Source organism: Streptomyces hokutonensis (assembly GCF_000376565.1).
GTDB lineage: Bacteria > Actinomycetota > Actinomycetes > Streptomycetales > Streptomycetaceae > Streptomyces > Streptomyces hokutonensis.
Genome location: NZ_BARG01000075.1, coordinates 46375 through 62232, shown reverse-complemented (window position 1 = coordinate 62232; position 15858 = coordinate 46375). Strand labels below are relative to the sequence as shown.

The window sequence follows — 15858 nt, the reverse complement described above, 5'->3', positions numbered from 1 at the left end:
AGACCCGGTCACAGGCTCTGCTGCTCGTCCCGCCCGTCGAACTCCTCCCGCGCCGCGCGCATGGCGGTGACGTTCGCCTGCGCCCAGACGGTGATGCCCTGCACCAACCCGCCCACCTCCTGGCCCAGTTCGGTCAGCCGGTACTCCACGCGCGGTGGCACAGTCGGGTACACCGTGCGGATCAGCAGCCCCTCGCGCTCCAGCGCTCGCAGGGTCCCCGTCAGCACCTTCGGCGTCACGCCGTCCAGCCGTCGCCGCAGTTCGGCGAACCGCATGGTCCGGGCGTCCTCCAGGGCCACCAGCACCAGCATGGTCCACTTGCCCGCGATCAGCTCCAGTACGGCACGGGTGGGGCAGTCGCGCAGGAAGATGTCCACGCCACCGTATTTCCTCAGGTCGAAGCCGGTATCCATGAGGAACCTCGATATCAGAGAAGTGCCTCCTTCCGCAGGGTCGCCGCCCGACAGATCATGGAACGCGCCACGCACCACGCCCTGTTGACGAGGAGTCAGGATGTCCGCCCGTATGCACGCCATCGTCCAGTCCGTGTTCGGCGGCCCCGAGACCCTCGCCTACGTCGCGACCGACGTCCCCGAGCCCGCCCCCGGTGAGGTGCTCCTGCGGGTCGCCGGCGCCGGCGTCAACCCGGGCGACGCGGTACTGCGGTCCGGCCGGGTGCCGGAGCTGGTCCCCCTGCCGTGGACGCCGGGCAACGACGTGTCCGGCGTCGTCGAGCGGGTCGGCGAGGGCGTGACACGGTTCGCGCCGGGCGACGAGGTGTACGGCATGCTGTCCGTCCGCCCACGGGGCGCGTACGCCGAGTTCACCGCCGTACCGGCCGACGCGCTGGCGCCCGCGCCCAAGAACCTCGACCTCGCCCACGCGGGGGCCGTACCCCTGGTCGCGATCACCGCCTGGCAGGCCCTCGCCGTGCTGGCACGGGTCGGGCCCGGCGACCGGGTGCTGATCCACGCGGCGGCCGGCGGCGTCGGACACGTCGCCGTCCAACTGGCCAGGGAACTCGGGGCATACGTCATCGGCACCGCCCGCGCGGCCCACCACGACTTCCTGCGCGAGCTGGGTGCCGACGAGCTGATCGACTACACCACCACCGACTTCCGGACCGCCGTCGCGCCGGTGGACGCGGTCCTGGACCTGGTCGGCGGTTCCTACGGCCCGCACTCCCTCGACGTGCTCCGGCCGGACGGTCTGCTCGTCGGCGCGTCGATCGACCCGGGGACGGACGAGCAACAGGCCGCCGCCCGTGGCCTGCGCTACACCTGGGTCACGGCCGAGCCCTCCGGCGCCCTGCTGAAGCAGATCACCGAACGCGTCGAGGCAGGTCGGCTGCGGGTCTCCGTCGAGCGCACCTACCCGCTGGCCGAAGCCGCCGAGGCCCACCGCGCCATCGAGGCCAAGCGCACCACGGGCAAGCTCGTCCTCGTGCCGTGACCGACTCGGTCCGCCGATTCCCCACCGGGGCCCGACGGGGACGAACCCGAGGTTCACAGGGGGGTTACGACCACCCCGCACTCGGCGGACAGCCCCATCCTCCCCCGCGCCCCGATCCGGTTGGCTTGTGATCGTCACCGATCAGGACCAGGAGCAACGGGGGATTCGACCATGCAGAGGCCGTCATCGAGGAAGACCGGCGCCGCCGTGCTGGCAGCGGCGCTGCTCGCACTGGGCGCGCCCGTGGCCGCGACCGCCACCACCGGACACCCGGCACCGGACCACCCCTCCCACGGGTACGACGAGGCCGTGCTCCAGCGCGACCTGGCAGCCGTACGGAAGGCCGGGGGCGGCGATGTGAACGTGCTCGCCAGGGTCGACGGACCGAACGGCACACCGCTCATGGCCCGCATCGGCACCCGCACCACCGACTCCACGGCCCCGATCCCCTGGAACGCGCACTTCCGTGTGGCGAGCACGACGAAGACGTTCGTGGCGACCGTCGTCCTCCAACTCGTCGCGGAGAAGCGGCTGTCGCTCGACGACACCGTCGAGCACTGGCTGCCGGGAGTCGTCACGGGCAACGGCAACGACGGCACCCGCATCACCGTCCGCGACCTGCTCCGCCAGACCAGCGGCCTCTACGACTACATCGACGACCCGGCGATCCAGGACCGCCTGATCAACCACTTCGACGAGAACCGCTACGACACCACCCCGGCGGCCGACCTGGTCGCCGTCGCGATGAAGCACCACCCGCTCTTCGTGCCGCAGCCGGGCGGGGCCACCCGGTGGGCGTACTCCAACACCAACTACCTGCTGGCCGGGATGATCGCCGAGAAAGCCGGCGGCGCGAGCTGGCAGGACCTGGTCGCCCACCGGATCATCGCGAAGCTCGGACTGCGCAACACCTCCATTCCCGGGCTCGACCCGTTCCTGCCCGACCCGCACGTGAACGCCTATCTGACGACCGCCGACGGCAAGCGCCTGGACGTCACCGATCACAGCTTCCAGCACACCGCGGACTCCGGTGTGGTGAGCACCACCGCCGACCTGAACACCTTCTTCCGGGCCCTGGCCGACGGCAGGCTGCTCCCCGCCACGCAGTGGCGCGAGATGCGGCAGACCGTGCAGCGGACCGACGACCCGGAGGACGTGGCCGAGATGCCCGAGGGCACCTACGGCCTCGGCCTGCGCAGGATCCCGCTCTCCTGCGGCGGCTTCTACTACACCCACGAGGGCGACGGAGCGGGCGTCAACACCCGCCCCGCGGTGAGCGCCGACGGCAGGCGCGCGGTGACCGTCTCCATCACGACCACCACCGCGCCCCCGGACCTCACCGCCCTCAACCGCGCGACCGGCACCCTCGTCGACCACGCCCTGTGCGACATGACGTCGGCCAAGGGCTCGCCGAAGAACTAGACACCCTGCTGGACCGTGTCCGACCCGGCCGGTCGTCGTCAGTCGGCGATCGGCAGATACACCCGGTTGCCCGCCGCCGCGAACTCCTTCGACTTCCGCGCCATGCCCTCCTCGACCTCCGCCTTGGTACCGCCGTGTTCACGGCGAATGTCCTGGGAGATCTTCATCGAGCAGAACTTCGGCCCGCACATCGAGCAGAAGTGCGCCGTCTTGGCCGGCTCCGCCGGCAGCGTCTCGTCGTGGAACTCCCGTGCCGTGACCGGGTCGAGGGCCAGGTTGAACTGGTCCTCCCAGCGGAACTCGAAGCGGGCGTCGGACAGCGCGTCGTCCCACTCCTGTGCACCTGGGTGCCCCTTGGCGAGGTCGGCTGCGTGGGCGGCGATCTTGTAGGTGATGACGCCGGTCTTGACGTCGTCACGATTGGGCAGGCCCAAGTGCTCCTTGGGCGTGACATAGCAGAGCATGGCCGTGCCCCACCAGGCGATCATCGCGGCACCGATGCCAGAAGTGATGTGGTCGTACGCAGGCGCGACGTCAGTCGTCAGCGGGCCGAGCGTATAGAACGGAGCCTCATCACAGATCTCCTGCTGAAGGTCGATGTTCTCCTTGATCTTGTGCATCGGGACATGTCCCGGGCCCTCGATCATGGTCTGTACGTTGAAACGCTTCGCGATCGTGTTGAGTTCCCCGAGAGTCCTCAACTCGGCGAACTGTGCCTCGTCGTTGGCGTCCGCGATCGACCCCGGCCGCAGACCGTCGCCCAGCGAGTACGTGACGTCGTAGGCGGCGAGGATCTCGCAGAGTTCCTCGAAGTTCTCGTAGAGGAACGATTCCTTGTGGTGCGCCAGGCACCAGGCCGCCATGATCGAGCCGCCGCGCGAGACGATGCCGGTCTTGCGGTTCGCCGTCAGCGGTACGAACGGCAGCCGTACGCCCGCGTGGACGGTCATGTAGTCCACGCCCTGTTCGGCCTGTTCGACGACCGTGTCCTTGTAGATCTCCCAGGTCAGCTCCTCGGCACGGCCGTCGACCTTTTCGAGCGCCTGGTAGAGCGGCACCGTGCCGATGGGGACGGGGGAGTTGCGCAGCACCCACTCGCGGGTGGTGTGGATATTGCGGCCGGTGGACAGGTCCATGACCGTGTCGGCGCCCCAGCGAGTCGCCCAGGTCATCTTCTCGACCTCCTCCTCGATGGAGGAAGTGACCGCGGAATTGCCGATGTTGGCGTTGACCTTCACCAGGAACCGCTTGCCGATGATCATCGGCTCGATCTCGGGGTGGTTGACGTTGGCCGGCAGCACCGCACGCCCGGCCGCGATCTCCTCCCGGACCACCTCCGGCGAGACCTTCTCCCGTACGGCCACGAACTCCATCTCGGGTGTGATCTCGCCCCGTCGCGCGTAGGCGAGTTGAGTCACCGCCGTGCCGTCGCGTCCTCGGCGCGGCTGCCGGGGGCGGCCCGGAAACACCGCGTCGAGGTTGCGGAGTCCACCGCGCGGTGACGTGTGCTTGATTCCGTCGTCCTCGGGGCGGACGGGACGGCCCGCGTACTCCTCGGTGTCGCCCCGGGCGATGATCCAGTTCTCCCGCAGCGGGGCCAGCCCCCTGCGGACGTCGGTGTCGACGAGCGGATCGGTGTACGGGCCGGAGGTGTCGTACAGCGTCACGGACTGTCCGTTGGTGAGGTGCACCTGACGGACCGGCACCCGCAGATCGGGGCGCGAGCCCTCGACATACCCCTTGTGCCAGCCGGCGGACTTCCCGGCCTCAGGGGACTCCTCGGCCCCCGTCGGCTGCTCGGCCCGTGCGAACTCCTCGCCCGGAATGGGCTGTTCGTCCTGGCTGAAGGCAGGCGTGCGTGCGTCCTTGTTGGTCATGAGACCTACTCCCTACGCCGGCATTACCCGGTAACAGGTTCGGCGGTCGACGCAGCGGCTTCCGTCAGCCGATGTTTCATGTGAAACATCACTCGATACAGGTGACGTTTCCCGTGAAACATCGCAGAGACGGAGGTCAGCGCCCTCTCAGCCCGGTGCTCCGAGCTCCCGCGTGTGCAAAGGTGCCTCCACGCTAGCGTCATATGTGGCGCGGTGAACAGTGGGCCTCCGGCGTTCTTGCGATGATCGGTCGGTGACCACGACGCAGCAGCCCCCGTACCCGCCCACCGGGCCGCCGCATGGCCATGACCACGGCCACGGTTCCGATGGCAACCACGGTTCCGGGTCCGGGGACGACCACGGCTCCCACGGCGACGGCGGGCACGGCTCCGGCGCGGGCGGCGGACACGGTCACTCGCACAGTCATGGCCCGGCAGCCCCCGTCTCCCGTCACCTCCGGAAGGTGATCGCGGCGATCCTGATCCCGTTCACGGTGGCGGTTGTGGTCGGGATGGTCGTGCTGTGGCCCGGCGGCGCACCGTCGCACAAGCGCACCGGGGTCGGTTTCGACCGGCAGACGCAGCAGGCGACGGTCACCAAGGTCGTCAGCGTGAGCTGCGCCTCGGTGAACGCCTCGGGCGGGGGCGCGACCGGGGACACCTCCACGGCCGAGGGCTCCTCAGCGGCACAGGAAGCGGGCGGCACCTGCAAGAAGGCCACGGTCACGGTCAGTACCGGCAAGGACAAGGGCCGTACGTTCACGGAGATCGTGCAGCCCGACCAGTCACGGCAGTTGCACCAGGGCGAGAAGGTCGTGGTCGCCTACGAGCCCTCCGCGCCCAGGGATCTGCAGTACTCGGTCACCGATGTGAACCGTAAGTTCCCGATGGCGCTGCTCGCCGGCATCTTCGCGCTGGCCGTCGTGGTGGTGGGCCGGCTGCGCGGTGTCATGGCGCTGATCGCGCTGGCCATCAGCTTCATGATCCTCAACTTCTTCATCCTGCCCGCGATCCTGCACGGCTCGAACCCGCTGATCGTGGCGGTGGTCGGATCGAGCGCCATCATGCTGATCGCCCTCTACATGTGCCACGGGCTTTCGGCCCGTACGTCCGTGGCGGTGCTCGGCACGCTGATGTCGCTGGTGCTGATCGGTGTCCTGGGTTCGGGGTTCATCGACTGGGCCGCGCTGACCGGCAACACGGACGACAACACGGGCCTGATCCACGGGCTGTACCCGTCGATCGACATGAGCGGTCTGCTGCTCGCCGGCGTCATCATCGGTTCGCTCGGTGTGCTCGACGATGTGACGGTCACGCAGACCTCGGCGGTCTGGGAACTGCACGAGGCCAACCCGGCGATGGGCTGGCGCGGGCTGTACCGCGCCGGTATCCGGATCGGCCGCGACCACATCGCGTCCGTGGTCAACACGCTCGTCCTCGCCTACGCGGGCGCCGCCCTGCCGTTGCTGCTGCTCTTCTCCATCGCGCAGAGCAGCGTGGGGTCGGTGGCCAACAGCGAGTTGGTCGCCGAGGAGATCGTGCGCACGCTGGTGGGCTCGATCGGCCTGGTCGCCTCGGTGCCGGTCACCACGGCGCTCGCTGCCCTGGTGGTCTCGGCGGACCGACCGGGACGCGAAACGGCTCCGGCGGGGGTTGCGGCGGCGGCCACGGCGGGGCCGGGTGCCGGGCCCGCGACAGCCCCCGGCGCCAAGCCGGCGCCGGCGCGCGGCGGGAAGGGTCGGCGCCGCAAGCACTGAGGACGGCGAGATCTGCCGCAGGGAGCCACGCAGAAGCGTTCCTGCGACTCCAGGGCCCGTCCCGGACTTCCCCGGACCGCTCCCGGACCCTCGCGGCCCCGCACGCCTTTCAGAGCGTCACAGATGCCTCCAGGGACTTCGGGCCCCGTGGCGAAGCGTTACGCCAACTCCCCCCACAGCCATGGGAACGCTTCAGCCGGCGCTCTGCTCCTCCGCCAGGATGCGGTCCAGTGCCTCGTCGAGGTGGGCGTCGAAATCCGCGAGCGCACCCTCCTGACCGAGCGGAACCAGCCGGTCGGTGCGGTCGAGGAACGCCACGAGCGGGGCCGCGCCGGTACGGAACAGCGCCTGGTCGCCGCCCACCTGAAGCCTGATCAGCACTTCGCCCAGCGTCTCGGGATCGACGGGCTCGATCCGCACATCGCCGTCCCCGGACGCCCGGCCCACCCCGTCGATCAGCAGCTCCCGGCCGAAGGCCCAGGTCACCGGGGCATCGCCCGGCAAATGGAAGGTCAGCCGTACGGCGTACGGATCGCACGTCTCGTAGCCCAGTTCGACCGGGATACGGAAGGAGAGCTCCTCGGAGACGAGGAAGCTCATCATGACCTCTGCCTGTACGGACTCGCGCATCGCCTATCCCGTCAATTGCCGCCGACTGGCTGGGAATGATCCCTGTGACACTGAAGGAATATTGCTGAACGTACACAACAGATCACAAGGAGTAAGTTTTCAGATACTGATAGAGAGCGCGAGCGACCCCAGCAGCCTGCCCACCTCGGTCTGCAACTCCAGGGCAGCGGCCGGCAGACGGTCGGCCTGATGCGAGGGGAGAGAAATGGCCATCGTGGCCGCCGTACTGCCGAGCGTGATCGGAATCGCCGCGCAGACCGTCCCCAGCGCGTACTCCTGACGCTCCACCACCAGCTCCATCCGCCGCATCCGCTCCAGCCGCCGCAGCAGGGCGTGACCGTCCCGCACGGTGTACGGCGTGAGTGACTGCGCGGGGTAGCGGTCGAGGTGGTCGCGTCGGGCGTCCTCGTCCAGTTGGGCCAGCAGACACTGGCCGATCGCGTGCGCGTGCCCCGTCTCACGGAAGTCGGCCCACTCCTCGACCGCCGGGTTGCCGGGGCTGTCGGAGACGCACATGACCTCGATCTCGCCGTCGCGGTACATCGCGTAGTAGACCGGAACACCGATCGAATCCCGCCAGGCCGCCAGCGCGTCCACTAGCGTGCTGCGACGTTTCTCCTGCGCCCCGCTGCTGCTCAGCCTCTCGGCCGCTTCGCCGAGGAAGAACAGCCCTTTGTCACGGCGGAGATAGCCCTCGTGCACGAGGGTGCGCAGCAGGTGGTACGCCGTGGGAAGCGCGAGGCCGGTCTCACGGGCCAACTGCTTCGCGGGGGCCCCGTGTTCGTGCGCGGCCACGGACTCCAGCAGCCGCATCGCCCGCTGGACGGATCCGATGAGGGTGGCGGCGGGCTGGGGCTGCCGCTCGGGGGCTGTCGCGGAGCGCTGCCGCGGCGGGGTCGCCACGGGACGCAGTTGTGCGGGGATCGCCACTGAACTCGGCCAGGTCGGCGGGCCGGGCTGGGTGGGGGGTGCGTGCGGTTCTACGGGTGCGGTGTCAACCGTGGCCAAGGGTCACTTCCGGAGCGCGAGGGGGCAGCCCGTGCGGGGAACACGGGGAGGGGGTGCGCCGCCCGCGGGGTTCGTCCCCGCGTCGAATTCCGGACTGTAACCGCCCGCCACCGCCCGCAGACGGCCTGTCCGGAAAACTTCCCCCGCCCGAGGGAACCGGTGATTCCTGTTACCGATCACCGGTTGCCCAGCAGAGCCTCACCAGTCGCTGCGTGAGGAGGAACCCGCCGTGAACTTCCGCACGACGTAGATCAGTCCGCCGACCAGCGCCACGAAGACCAGTGCCTTGAAGAGCAGTCCGATGACGACCGTCAGAACGGCCGTTATCAGCCCGCCGAACACGACCAGGGCGATGACCGGCACCGCGACCCACTTCACCCACCACGGCAGTCCGCCGAAGATCTCTCGCATCGCCCTCGTCCTTTACCTCTCCGCCCGTCGCTCGTACCGGGTCCTGTCGGTGTCCGTCACTGCTGTGCCGGACCTCTGATGTCCTGCACCCGATGCTAGGGCGGCCGAAGGCGGAACGGGGGCCTCGCATCCCTTGTCCTCCCCTGACCGTTCCCCTAGGGAACCCTGAGACGCGGCATCAGGCTTACGGGGGAGAGTCGAGCCTCCGGCGGGATCAGGCCTCCGGCGGCGAGAACACCACCAGCACCCGCAGGTCCTCGCTGATGTGGTGGAACTTGTGGGCCACCCCGGCCGGCACATAGACCACGCTGCCGCGCGCCACCTGGGTGGTCTCCATGCCGACGGTGATCGCGGCCCGGCCGCTCACGACGAAGTACACCTCGTCCTGGTTGTGCGGCTGCTGCCGGTCGTGATCGCCCGCGTCGAGCGCGTAGAGGCCGACCGACATGTTCTTCTCGCGCAGGAACTGCAGGTATGCGCCGTCGTTGGCGGCACGCTCCGCCTCCAGTTCATCCAACCGGAATGCCTTCATCGCCCTCGTCCACGCTCGGAGTCGATCTCTTCTGTCACGATCAGACACATGAAGAATTTCCTAGTCAAGACGATCGCCAACGCGGGTGCCCTGGCGGTCGCCGTATGGCTCATCGACAAGATCACCCTGACCGGCGACAGCACCTTCAAGAAGGTCTGGACCCTGATCCTGGTCGCCCTGGTCTTCGGCCTGGTGAACTTCCTGGTCAAGCCGATCGTCAAGGTGCTGACCTTCCCGCTGTTCATCCTGACGCTCGGTCTGATCACCCTGGTGGTCAACGCGCTGATGCTGCTGCTCACCTCGTGGCTGGCCGACAAGCTCGACCTGAGTTTCCACGTCGACGGCTTCTGGACCGCCGTCCTGGGCGGCCTGATCATCTCGGTCGTCTCCTGGGCGCTCAACCTCGCCCTCCCCGACGGGGACTGAGCGCGCGATGACCTACCGCGTCAGCTTCGTCTGCACCGGCAACATCTGCCGCTCCCCGATGGCCGAATCGGTCTTCCGCGCGCGGGTGGAGGAGGCCGGGCTCGGCGATCGGGTCGAGGTCGAGAGCGCGGGCACCGGTGGCTGGCACGAGGGCGACGGCGCCGACCCGCGCGCCGTCGCCGTCCTGGCGGAGCACGGCTACGGGACCGACCATGTCGCACGCCAGTTCCAGGCCTCCCGGTTCGCCCGCCTGGATCTCGTCATCGCCCTCGACTCCGGCCACCGCAAGCCCCTGCGCCACCTCGCCCCGACCGAGCAGGACGCCGAGAAGGTCCATCTGCTCCGCTCCTACGACCCCGCCGCCGGCGCCGACCTCGACGTACCGGACCCGTACTACGGGGGTCTGGACGGCTTCGAGGAGTGTCTTGAGATGGTGGAGGCGGCGAGCGAGGGTCTGCTCGCCGCGGTACGCGAGGAAGTGGAAGGACGAGCGATATGAGTGATTCCGCCGCAGACGGAGGCGTCGGAGACGGCGCCGGGGACGGCACGCGCGCGGTGCGCGCCGGTCTGCCCGAGTCGGTCAAATACGAACCGACGCTCCCCGGACCGGTGTTCGCCGCGCACTTCCACCTCCCTGGCGAGGTGGCGGGCCCGTACAGCTATGGCCGCGACGACAACCCGACCTGGACCCACCTGGAGCGCGCCATCGGCGAGCTGGAGGCCCCGGGGCGCGACGGTGTCGAGACGCTCGCGTTCGCCTCCGGGATGGCCGCCATCTCGGCGGTGCTCTTCTCCCAGCTGCGCGCCGGCGACACGGTCGTCCTGCCGAACGACGGATACCAGGTACTGCCCCTGGTGCGCGCCCAGTTGGAGGCGTACGGCATCGAGGTGCGGACCGCGCCGACCGGCGGGGACGCCCAGCTCGACCTCCTCGACGGCGCGAAACTGCTGTGGCTCGAGACCCCCTCGAACCCCGGACTCGACGTCTGCGACATCCGCCGGCTCGTCGAGGCGGCACACGCGCGTGGCGCCCTCGTGGCCGTCGACAACACCCTCGCCACACCCCTGGGACAGCGCCCGCTGGAGCTCGGCGCCGACTTCGCCGTGGCGAGCGGCACCAAGCAGCTCACCGGGCACGGGGACATCCTTCTCGGCTACGTCGCCGGAACCGACGCCGCCGCGATGACCGCCGTACGCCGTTGGCGCAAGGTCGTCGGCGCGATTCCCGGGCCCATGGAGGCCTGGCTCGCGCACCGCTCGATCGCCACGCTCCAGCTGCGCGTGGACCGGCAGGACACCACCGCGCTGATCCTCGCCGAGGCCCTGCGGGGGCGGGACGAGGTGACGGGGCTGCGCTATCCGGGGCTGCCCGACGATCCCTCGCACAAGGTCGCCTCGCGGCAGATGCGGCGCTACGGGTGTGTGGTTTCGTTCACGTTGCCCACGCGCGCGCGTGCCGAGCGTTTTCTCGACGCGCTGCGGCTCGTGGACGACGCGACGAGTTTCGGCGGGGTGCGGTCGACCGCCGAACGCCGGGGACGCTGGGGCGGGGACGCGGTGCCGGAGGGCTTCGTTCGCTTCTCGGTGGGCGCCGAAGATCCCGAGGACCTGGTGGCCGATGTGCTGCGTGCGCTGGAGGAGTCGGCGCGGTGACCGCTTTACGTACCGCCGGTCGGTGTCCGGCTACGCACAACGGACGGTCCGAGCCTCCCCCCTCGTGGCTCGGACCGTCCTCGGTTCTGCGCGCGAAGAACCGCGCGCCCAAGGCTAGTTGACTCTGTGTCAGTGTCCAATCACAGTAGCGACAGAGACCTATCGACTTATTTATAGTTGGGCCCTGCCCGGGGCCGGAGGAAGGGCGGGGAAAGGAGAGTGCGTGCCATGGATCTGGCCTTGCTGCGCACCTTCGTGACCGTGCACCGGGCCGGCTCCTTCACCCGCGCCGCAGCGCTCCTCGGCCTCTCCCAGCCCGCAGTGACGTCCCAGATCCGCACCCTGGAACGGCAGTTGGGCCGCCCCTTGTTCCTGCGCCAGGCCCGTGGAGTCACCCCCACGACCATGGGCGACGAACTCGCGCACAAGGCCGCGCCGCATCTAGACGCCCTCGTGGAGATAGCCGAGACCGGCCCCGACAACGACGCCTCCTTGCGCACCCTGCATCTCGCCGGACCCCCCGAGTTCACCGCCGAGCGGGCGCTGCCCGCCCTCACGGAGCTGACCGGCGACGACGGCCAGCCCTTCGCACTGCGTGCGTCCTTCGGGAACGCCGAGGAAACCCTGGAGGGGCTGGCCGCCGGACATCATGATCTGGCCATCAGCACGGCCCGTCCGCGGGGTGCCCTGCTCACGGCGACAACGCTCTGCGACGAGGAGCACATCCTCGTCGCCGCTCCGCGCTGGGCCGAGCGGATCGGCTCCGCGAACCCCGATCCCAAGGACGCGCCCGCTCTGGACGATCTCCCCCTGATCGAGGTCCACGAGTCACTGCCCTTCGTCTCCCGGTACTGGGCGTCCGTCTTCGACTCCCGTCCGGCCGCCTCGGGCACGGTCATCGTGCCAGATCTCCGCGCGGTGCTCGCCTGCGCCGGCGCGGGCGCCGGACTCGCGGTGCTGCCCCGCTATCTGTGCGCCCTCGCACTGGAGCGCGGTGAGGTCGTCCCGCTCCACGAGCCGACGGTGCCACCGCTGCGGACGTATTTCCTGGTCGTGCGCACCGGAACTCTCGCGATGCCGCACATCGCCCGGGCCCACGAGTGGCTGCACCGCGCGGCCACCGTATGGGGCTGACCAGGGACTTTGTCGTCGCTTCGCGTCGACGCCGCCGAATGTCACGCTCTGAACCACCCAGGTGACGTTTCGCGATGTTTCACGTGGAACCAGCCGGGCCACATTTCTCCCATGACCGTCCGACCCGTGGTCAAGCGCACCGCACGTGCCGTCCTCCTCGACGGCGACGACCTGATCCTGATCAAGCGCACCAAGCCCGGTGTGGATCCCTACTGGGTCACGCCCGGTGGCGGGGTCGAGCCCGAGGACACCACCGTCGTCGATGCCCTGCACCGCGAGGTGCACGAGGAGCTCGGCGCCAAGATCACTGACGTGGTCCCCTGCTTCGTGGACACCGTCGAGCACATCGGCGCGGACGCCACCGCGACCGGCGTGAAGGTCCAGCACTTCTTCGTCTGCCACCTGGAGTCCATGGACCCGGCGCTGCGCCACGGCCCCGAAGTGGACGCTCCCCTCGGCGAGTACGAGATCGTCAGAGTCCCCTTCACCCGGGTAGGCATCGCGTCCGTCCACCTCGTGCCCCTGTCTCTACGGCACTATCTGGACGGCAACATCGAAGGGGTCCGCGCGATGCACGCCCCCGACCTCGGCTGACCTCTCCGGCGCCGGGTCAGTCCCCGGTGGCCACCAGTTCCTCGACCGAGTCGTGCCGTATGCGATCCGCCGGGATACCGACGTCCTTCAGAACGTCAACACCGCTGCGGATCATTCCGGGCGGGCCCGAGACATAGGCGTCGTACCCACTCCACGGCCCGTACGTCCTTATGGCGTCCGGGAGTTGGAGACGTGCCTGTTGGTCGACGACCGTCCGGACCGTGAGCCAGGGATACGACTGCTGGAGCCGGAGCATCGTGTCGATGTCATAGAGGTCGTGGTCGGTACGGGCTCCGTAGAAGACCTCCACCGGCCGCCGTTCGCCGTGCTCGGCGACGTCCTCGACCAGTGCCTTGATCGGCGCTATGCCGGTGCCGCCGCCCAGGCAGAGCAGTCCGCTGTCGGTGCGGTGGTTCACGGTCATCGAGCCGGCCGGCGGACCGAGCCGGATGACGTCGCCGGGCCGGGCACGGTGCACCAGCGCGTTCGAGACCCAGCCCGCCGGGACGGCCTTCACATGGAAGGTCAGCAGTCCGTCCGAGCGGGGCGCCGAGGCGAAGGAGTAGTGCCGCCATATTCGCGGCCACCAGGGTGTCTCCAGGCTCGTATACTGCCCGGCGAGAAAGGGGTAGGGCTGGTCGGGGCGCACGGTGACGACCGCGATGTCGCGGGTCCTGAGATCGTGGGCGACGACCTCCGCGTTCCACCAGGCCGGTGCACGCAGTTCATCCGCGGCGGCCGCGTCGATCATGACCTGCGAGATCGTCGTGTACGCCCGGACCCAGGCCGCCTCCGTCTCGGCGTCCCACACATCGGAGGCGTACTTGTTCAGCGCACCGATCAGGCACTCGCCGACGGCCGGGTAGTGCTCGGGCCGGGTGCCGTACTTGCGGTGCCCGCGGCCGAGGTTCTGCAGATACGCGACGAGCACCTCGGTGTTGTCGATGTGCTCGGCCGCGGTGAGGAGCGCCTTCAGCAACCGGTCCCGCTGGGTGTCCATCGCCGCCGGGAAGAGCGACCGCAGCTCGGGGTGGCGTACGAAGAGCAGCGCGTAGAAGTACGAGGTGACCTTGTCGGCCACCGGGGCGACTTCGGCCATGGTCCGGCGAACGAGTACGGCGTCTGGGGAGGCGTTCTCGGTGACGGTGCCGGAAGAGCGCTGGATGGGCACCCTCACGACGGCCGATTCCGTCGCGGCGACGGGCGGGACAGGTGCGGGAGCCGACGGCTCGGGAGGCAGAACCTGCGCGGGCGTGAAGGGCGACGAGAGCGCGGGAGACAGTCCCTGGGCCTGCATGGCGGGTGCCGGAGGCGTGGGGGGCGGAGCCTGGGCAGGTGTGGCGGGTGGCGGGGGTGTGGGAGGCGGGGTTTGAGCAGGCGCGAAGGGCTGCGGAGGGGGCGTGGACGAGGCTTGGGCGGGAACGAAGGGTTGCGGAGGTGTCGTAGGCGAGGCTTGAGCGGGAACGAAGGGCTGCGGAGGCGTGGGCGGCGGAGGCTGGGCCGGGGTGAAGGGCTGGGGGGTGGTCGCAGCCGGCGATATTCGCTCCTGGTCGGGCGGGACGCCCTGCGGCGAACCGTGACTCTCCGGCTCCGACTCGACGCCCTCGGCACTCTGGGCGGACCGCTCCGAACTCTCTGCGGGCGGGCGCTCGTTGGCACCCGGCGCGGACCTGCGGACCGGGCGCATCACGGCCGGACGCCGCACCCCGGTCGTCCCCCGCTCTTCGCCCGGAGGCACCTCCGGCTGCTTGCGGGGCGTGAACCAGCCGCCTCCGCCGCTGCCGCCTCCGCCGCCGGACGGGCCGTTGTCGGCCGACGTGGTGGTCGGAGCGTCCATGGTGTGCCTCGCCTCGAACATCTTTCGGTCGGTCGGCGTGCTTCCTTCATCGGAAGCTGCCTGCGTTCCGCGCGGACTGCTTGCTCTTCCCCGTTCGTTCAAGCGGCCAATACAGCCATATCCAACCCACATTCCCACCGCGTACGGACAAGTAAGGCGAGATGTGACATTGCCCGCAGTACTCGCCTGCGGCGCCCCGCTGCGGACAAGAACCGGAGTCGACCATACCGGCCCGTGATGCGCGCACAAGTCCGGCCCGGCTCCCCCACGAACAGCGGGAGACGCGAACCCTCAATTCCCTCAACTACCGGGCGCCGCGCACCAATTCGTAGGCATCCCACAGATCCCGCCCCGCATAGGAGTGGGTGGCAAGGCCCGCCAGATGCCGATCGGCGTTCACCGCGACAGAGACGGGCACGGCGCCGAACAGATCCTTGTCCGACATCGAGTCGCCATAGGCGACACAGTCCGCCCTCGTCACCCCGAACTCCTCACAGAGCCGATCCGCGATCACCACCTTGGCAGCGGCGTTGAGGACTCCGGCCAGGTCCATCGACGGCTCGGTGAAGGGCACAGCGGGGAAAAGAGATCCGTGTGCCGCGTGCGCGCCCCAACCCGTGAGCCGTTCCACAAAGAAGGAGGGCGAGAGCGATACGACGGCGCAGTATTCGCCGGCGCTCCTGATCTCGGCCCAGACCTCACGAATCCGCGCCAGCCAGGGGGCCTCTTCAAAGGCAGCCGCGACATGGGCCTCCTTGAGATCCGCCCATAGCTCGTACACACGGGTCGCATACTCCGGCGGACCGATCAGCCCGGCCGAGATCTCCTGTTCAAGCTCCACCGTCTCGGCTTCCAGACCGAGCTGACGTGAGATCTCCAGGGGTGCGCTGGTTCCGTGCAGCAAAGTGCCGTCGAGGTCGAAGAGATGAAGTCTCGCCATGGGCCACGAGGTTAGTCGGCGGAACTGTGGCAGCTTCCGCGAGCCTGCCCGATGCTCGCCGTTCGCCGGTGTTTCACGTGAAACATCCGGCTTCGGCCGAGGTGTGGTGCGGTCGGCCACGACATGGCCAAAAGCAAGTACGTCTCCCCGGAAACGGGTGGACGCCGACATCGCAGTCAGACAGCC

At 69.3% G+C, this 15858-nt stretch carries 16 protein-coding genes; 8 read left to right on the top strand and 8 right to left on the bottom strand.

The window, feature by feature from the left end; genetic code table 11:
* Window positions 1-8: 8 nt before the first annotated feature.
* Entirely contained in the window at window positions 9-413 is a 405-nt protein-coding gene (locus SSP08S_RS40705) for a winged helix-turn-helix transcriptional regulator (protein WP_019073405.1), read from the bottom strand.
* A 100-nt stretch (window positions 414-513) separates the two neighbouring features.
* Here SSP08S_RS40705 and SSP08S_RS40700 point away from each other — a divergent pair, with 100 nt between their 5' ends.
* Window positions 514-1452, top strand: a complete 939-nt coding sequence (locus tag SSP08S_RS40700; protein WP_019073404.1) for an NADP-dependent oxidoreductase — start codon at window positions 514-516, stop codon at window positions 1450-1452.
* 171 nt (window positions 1453-1623) lie between these two features.
* Complete coding sequence (locus tag SSP08S_RS40695) at window positions 1624-2874, top strand: serine hydrolase domain-containing protein (RefSeq protein WP_019073403.1); 1251 nt, start codon at window positions 1624-1626, stop codon at window positions 2872-2874.
* A 38-nt stretch (window positions 2875-2912) separates the two neighbouring features.
* Here SSP08S_RS40695 and thiC read toward each other — a convergent pair whose 3' ends face one another.
* Window positions 2913-4751, bottom strand: a complete 1839-nt coding sequence (gene thiC, locus SSP08S_RS40690; RefSeq protein WP_019073402.1) for a phosphomethylpyrimidine synthase ThiC — start codon at window positions 4749-4751, stop codon at window positions 2913-2915.
* A 253-nt stretch (window positions 4752-5004) separates the two neighbouring features.
* Between thiC and SSP08S_RS40685 the strand changes: the two genes are divergently transcribed.
* Complete coding sequence (locus tag SSP08S_RS40685; RefSeq protein ID WP_019073401.1) at window positions 5005-6507, top strand: YibE/F family protein; 1503 nt, start codon at window positions 5005-5007, stop codon at window positions 6505-6507.
* A gap of 192 nt (window positions 6508-6699) precedes the next feature.
* Here the strand turns inward: SSP08S_RS40685 and SSP08S_RS40680 are convergent, their stop codons facing one another.
* The 4 genes from SSP08S_RS40680 to SSP08S_RS40665 form a co-directional block, all read right to left on the bottom strand.
* Window positions 6700-7137: an SsgA family sporulation/cell division regulator gene (locus SSP08S_RS40680; protein WP_019073400.1), complete on the bottom strand. Its 438-nt coding sequence runs from the start codon at window positions 7135-7137 to the stop codon at window positions 6700-6702.
* A 99-nt stretch (window positions 7138-7236) separates the two neighbouring features.
* Window positions 7237-8145 carry an IclR family transcriptional regulator gene (locus SSP08S_RS40675; protein ID WP_174479442.1) on the bottom strand — a complete coding sequence of 303 codons (909 nt, stop codon included), beginning with the start codon at window positions 8143-8145 and terminating at the stop codon, window positions 7237-7239.
* A 198-nt stretch (window positions 8146-8343) separates the two neighbouring features.
* Window positions 8344-8556, bottom strand: a complete 213-nt coding sequence (locus tag SSP08S_RS40670) for a DUF5326 family protein (RefSeq protein WP_019073398.1) — start codon at window positions 8554-8556, stop codon at window positions 8344-8346.
* Between the two features lie 214 nt (window positions 8557-8770).
* Window positions 8771-9088 (bottom strand): cupin domain-containing protein, encoded by a 318-nt coding sequence (locus SSP08S_RS40665; RefSeq protein WP_019073397.1) that lies wholly within the window; start codon window positions 9086-9088, stop codon window positions 8771-8773.
* Window positions 9089-9136: 48 nt separating this feature from the next.
* On the opposite strand from SSP08S_RS40665, the gene SSP08S_RS40660 reads away from it, so the two are divergent.
* The 5 genes from SSP08S_RS40660 to SSP08S_RS40640 all read left to right on the top strand — a co-directional run bounded on the left by SSP08S_RS40660 (window position 9137) and on the right by SSP08S_RS40640 (window position 12895).
* Window positions 9137-9514: a phage holin family protein gene (locus SSP08S_RS40660; RefSeq protein ID WP_019073396.1), complete on the top strand. Its 378-nt coding sequence runs from the start codon at window positions 9137-9139 to the stop codon at window positions 9512-9514.
* A gap of 7 nt (window positions 9515-9521) precedes the next feature.
* Window positions 9522-10013, top strand: a complete 492-nt coding sequence (locus tag SSP08S_RS40655; RefSeq protein ID WP_019073395.1) for a low molecular weight protein-tyrosine-phosphatase — start codon at window positions 9522-9524, stop codon at window positions 10011-10013.
* Complete coding sequence (locus tag SSP08S_RS40650; protein ID WP_019073394.1) at window positions 10010-11167, top strand: cystathionine gamma-lyase; 1158 nt, start codon at window positions 10010-10012, stop codon at window positions 11165-11167. The genes SSP08S_RS40655 and SSP08S_RS40650 overlap by 4 nt, the downstream gene beginning before the upstream one ends.
* Window positions 11168-11395: 228 nt before the next feature.
* Window positions 11396-12301 (top strand): LysR family transcriptional regulator, encoded by a 906-nt coding sequence (locus SSP08S_RS40645; protein ID WP_019073393.1) that lies wholly within the window; start codon window positions 11396-11398, stop codon window positions 12299-12301.
* A 111-nt stretch (window positions 12302-12412) separates the two neighbouring features.
* The gene (locus SSP08S_RS40640; RefSeq protein WP_019073392.1) at window positions 12413-12895 is read left to right on the top strand and encodes an NUDIX domain-containing protein; all 483 of its coding nucleotides are present in this window, start codon (window positions 12413-12415) and stop codon (window positions 12893-12895) included.
* 16 nt (window positions 12896-12911) lie between these two features.
* Here the strand turns inward: SSP08S_RS40640 and SSP08S_RS60015 are convergent, their stop codons facing one another.
* Both SSP08S_RS60015 and SSP08S_RS40630 read right to left on the bottom strand, forming a co-directional pair.
* A complete protein-coding gene (locus SSP08S_RS60015; protein ID WP_439654593.1) occupies window positions 12912-14582 on the bottom strand; it encodes a globin domain-containing protein in 1671 nt (556 codons plus the stop codon).
* A gap of 454 nt (window positions 14583-15036) precedes the next feature.
* Window positions 15037-15672 (bottom strand): HAD family hydrolase, encoded by a 636-nt coding sequence (locus SSP08S_RS40630; protein ID WP_019073390.1) that lies wholly within the window; start codon window positions 15670-15672, stop codon window positions 15037-15039.
* Window positions 15673-15858 lie beyond the last annotated feature (186 nt).

Excerpts from the sequence above, each read along its gene's own strand:
- SSP08S_RS40645 (WP_019073393.1), top strand. The coding sequence starts at position 11,396 with ATGGATCTGGCCTTGCTGCGCACCTTCGTGACCGTGCACCGGGCCGGC.
- SSP08S_RS60015 (WP_439654593.1), bottom strand. The coding sequence starts at position 14,582 with ATGCGCCCGGTCCGCAGGTCCGCGCCGGGTGCCAACGAGCGCCCGCCC.
- SSP08S_RS40655 (WP_019073395.1), top strand. The coding sequence starts at position 9,522 with ATGACCTACCGCGTCAGCTTCGTCTGCACCGGCAACATCTGCCGCTCC.
- SSP08S_RS40700 (WP_019073404.1), top strand. The coding sequence starts at position 514 with ATGTCCGCCCGTATGCACGCCATCGTCCAGTCCGTGTTCGGCGGCCCC.
- SSP08S_RS40680 (WP_019073400.1), bottom strand. The coding sequence starts at position 7,137 with ATGCGCGAGTCCGTACAGGCAGAGGTCATGATGAGCTTCCTCGTCTCC.
- SSP08S_RS40695 (WP_019073403.1), top strand. The coding sequence starts at position 1,624 with ATGCAGAGGCCGTCATCGAGGAAGACCGGCGCCGCCGTGCTGGCAGCG.
- SSP08S_RS40630 (WP_019073390.1), bottom strand. The coding sequence starts at position 15,672 with ATGGCGAGACTTCATCTCTTCGACCTCGACGGCACTTTGCTGCACGGA.
- thiC (WP_019073402.1), bottom strand. The coding sequence starts at position 4,751 with ATGACCAACAAGGACGCACGCACGCCTGCCTTCAGCCAGGACGAACAG.
- SSP08S_RS40670 (WP_019073398.1), bottom strand. The coding sequence starts at position 8,556 with ATGCGAGAGATCTTCGGCGGACTGCCGTGGTGGGTGAAGTGGGTCGCG.
- SSP08S_RS40665 (WP_019073397.1), bottom strand. The coding sequence starts at position 9,088 with ATGAAGGCATTCCGGTTGGATGAACTGGAGGCGGAGCGTGCCGCCAAC.
- SSP08S_RS40650 (WP_019073394.1), top strand. The coding sequence starts at position 10,010 with ATGAGTGATTCCGCCGCAGACGGAGGCGTCGGAGACGGCGCCGGGGAC.
- SSP08S_RS40705 (WP_019073405.1), bottom strand. The coding sequence starts at position 413 with ATGGATACCGGCTTCGACCTGAGGAAATACGGTGGCGTGGACATCTTC.
- SSP08S_RS40640 (WP_019073392.1), top strand. The coding sequence starts at position 12,413 with ATGACCGTCCGACCCGTGGTCAAGCGCACCGCACGTGCCGTCCTCCTC.
- SSP08S_RS40660 (WP_019073396.1), top strand. The coding sequence starts at position 9,137 with ATGAAGAATTTCCTAGTCAAGACGATCGCCAACGCGGGTGCCCTGGCG.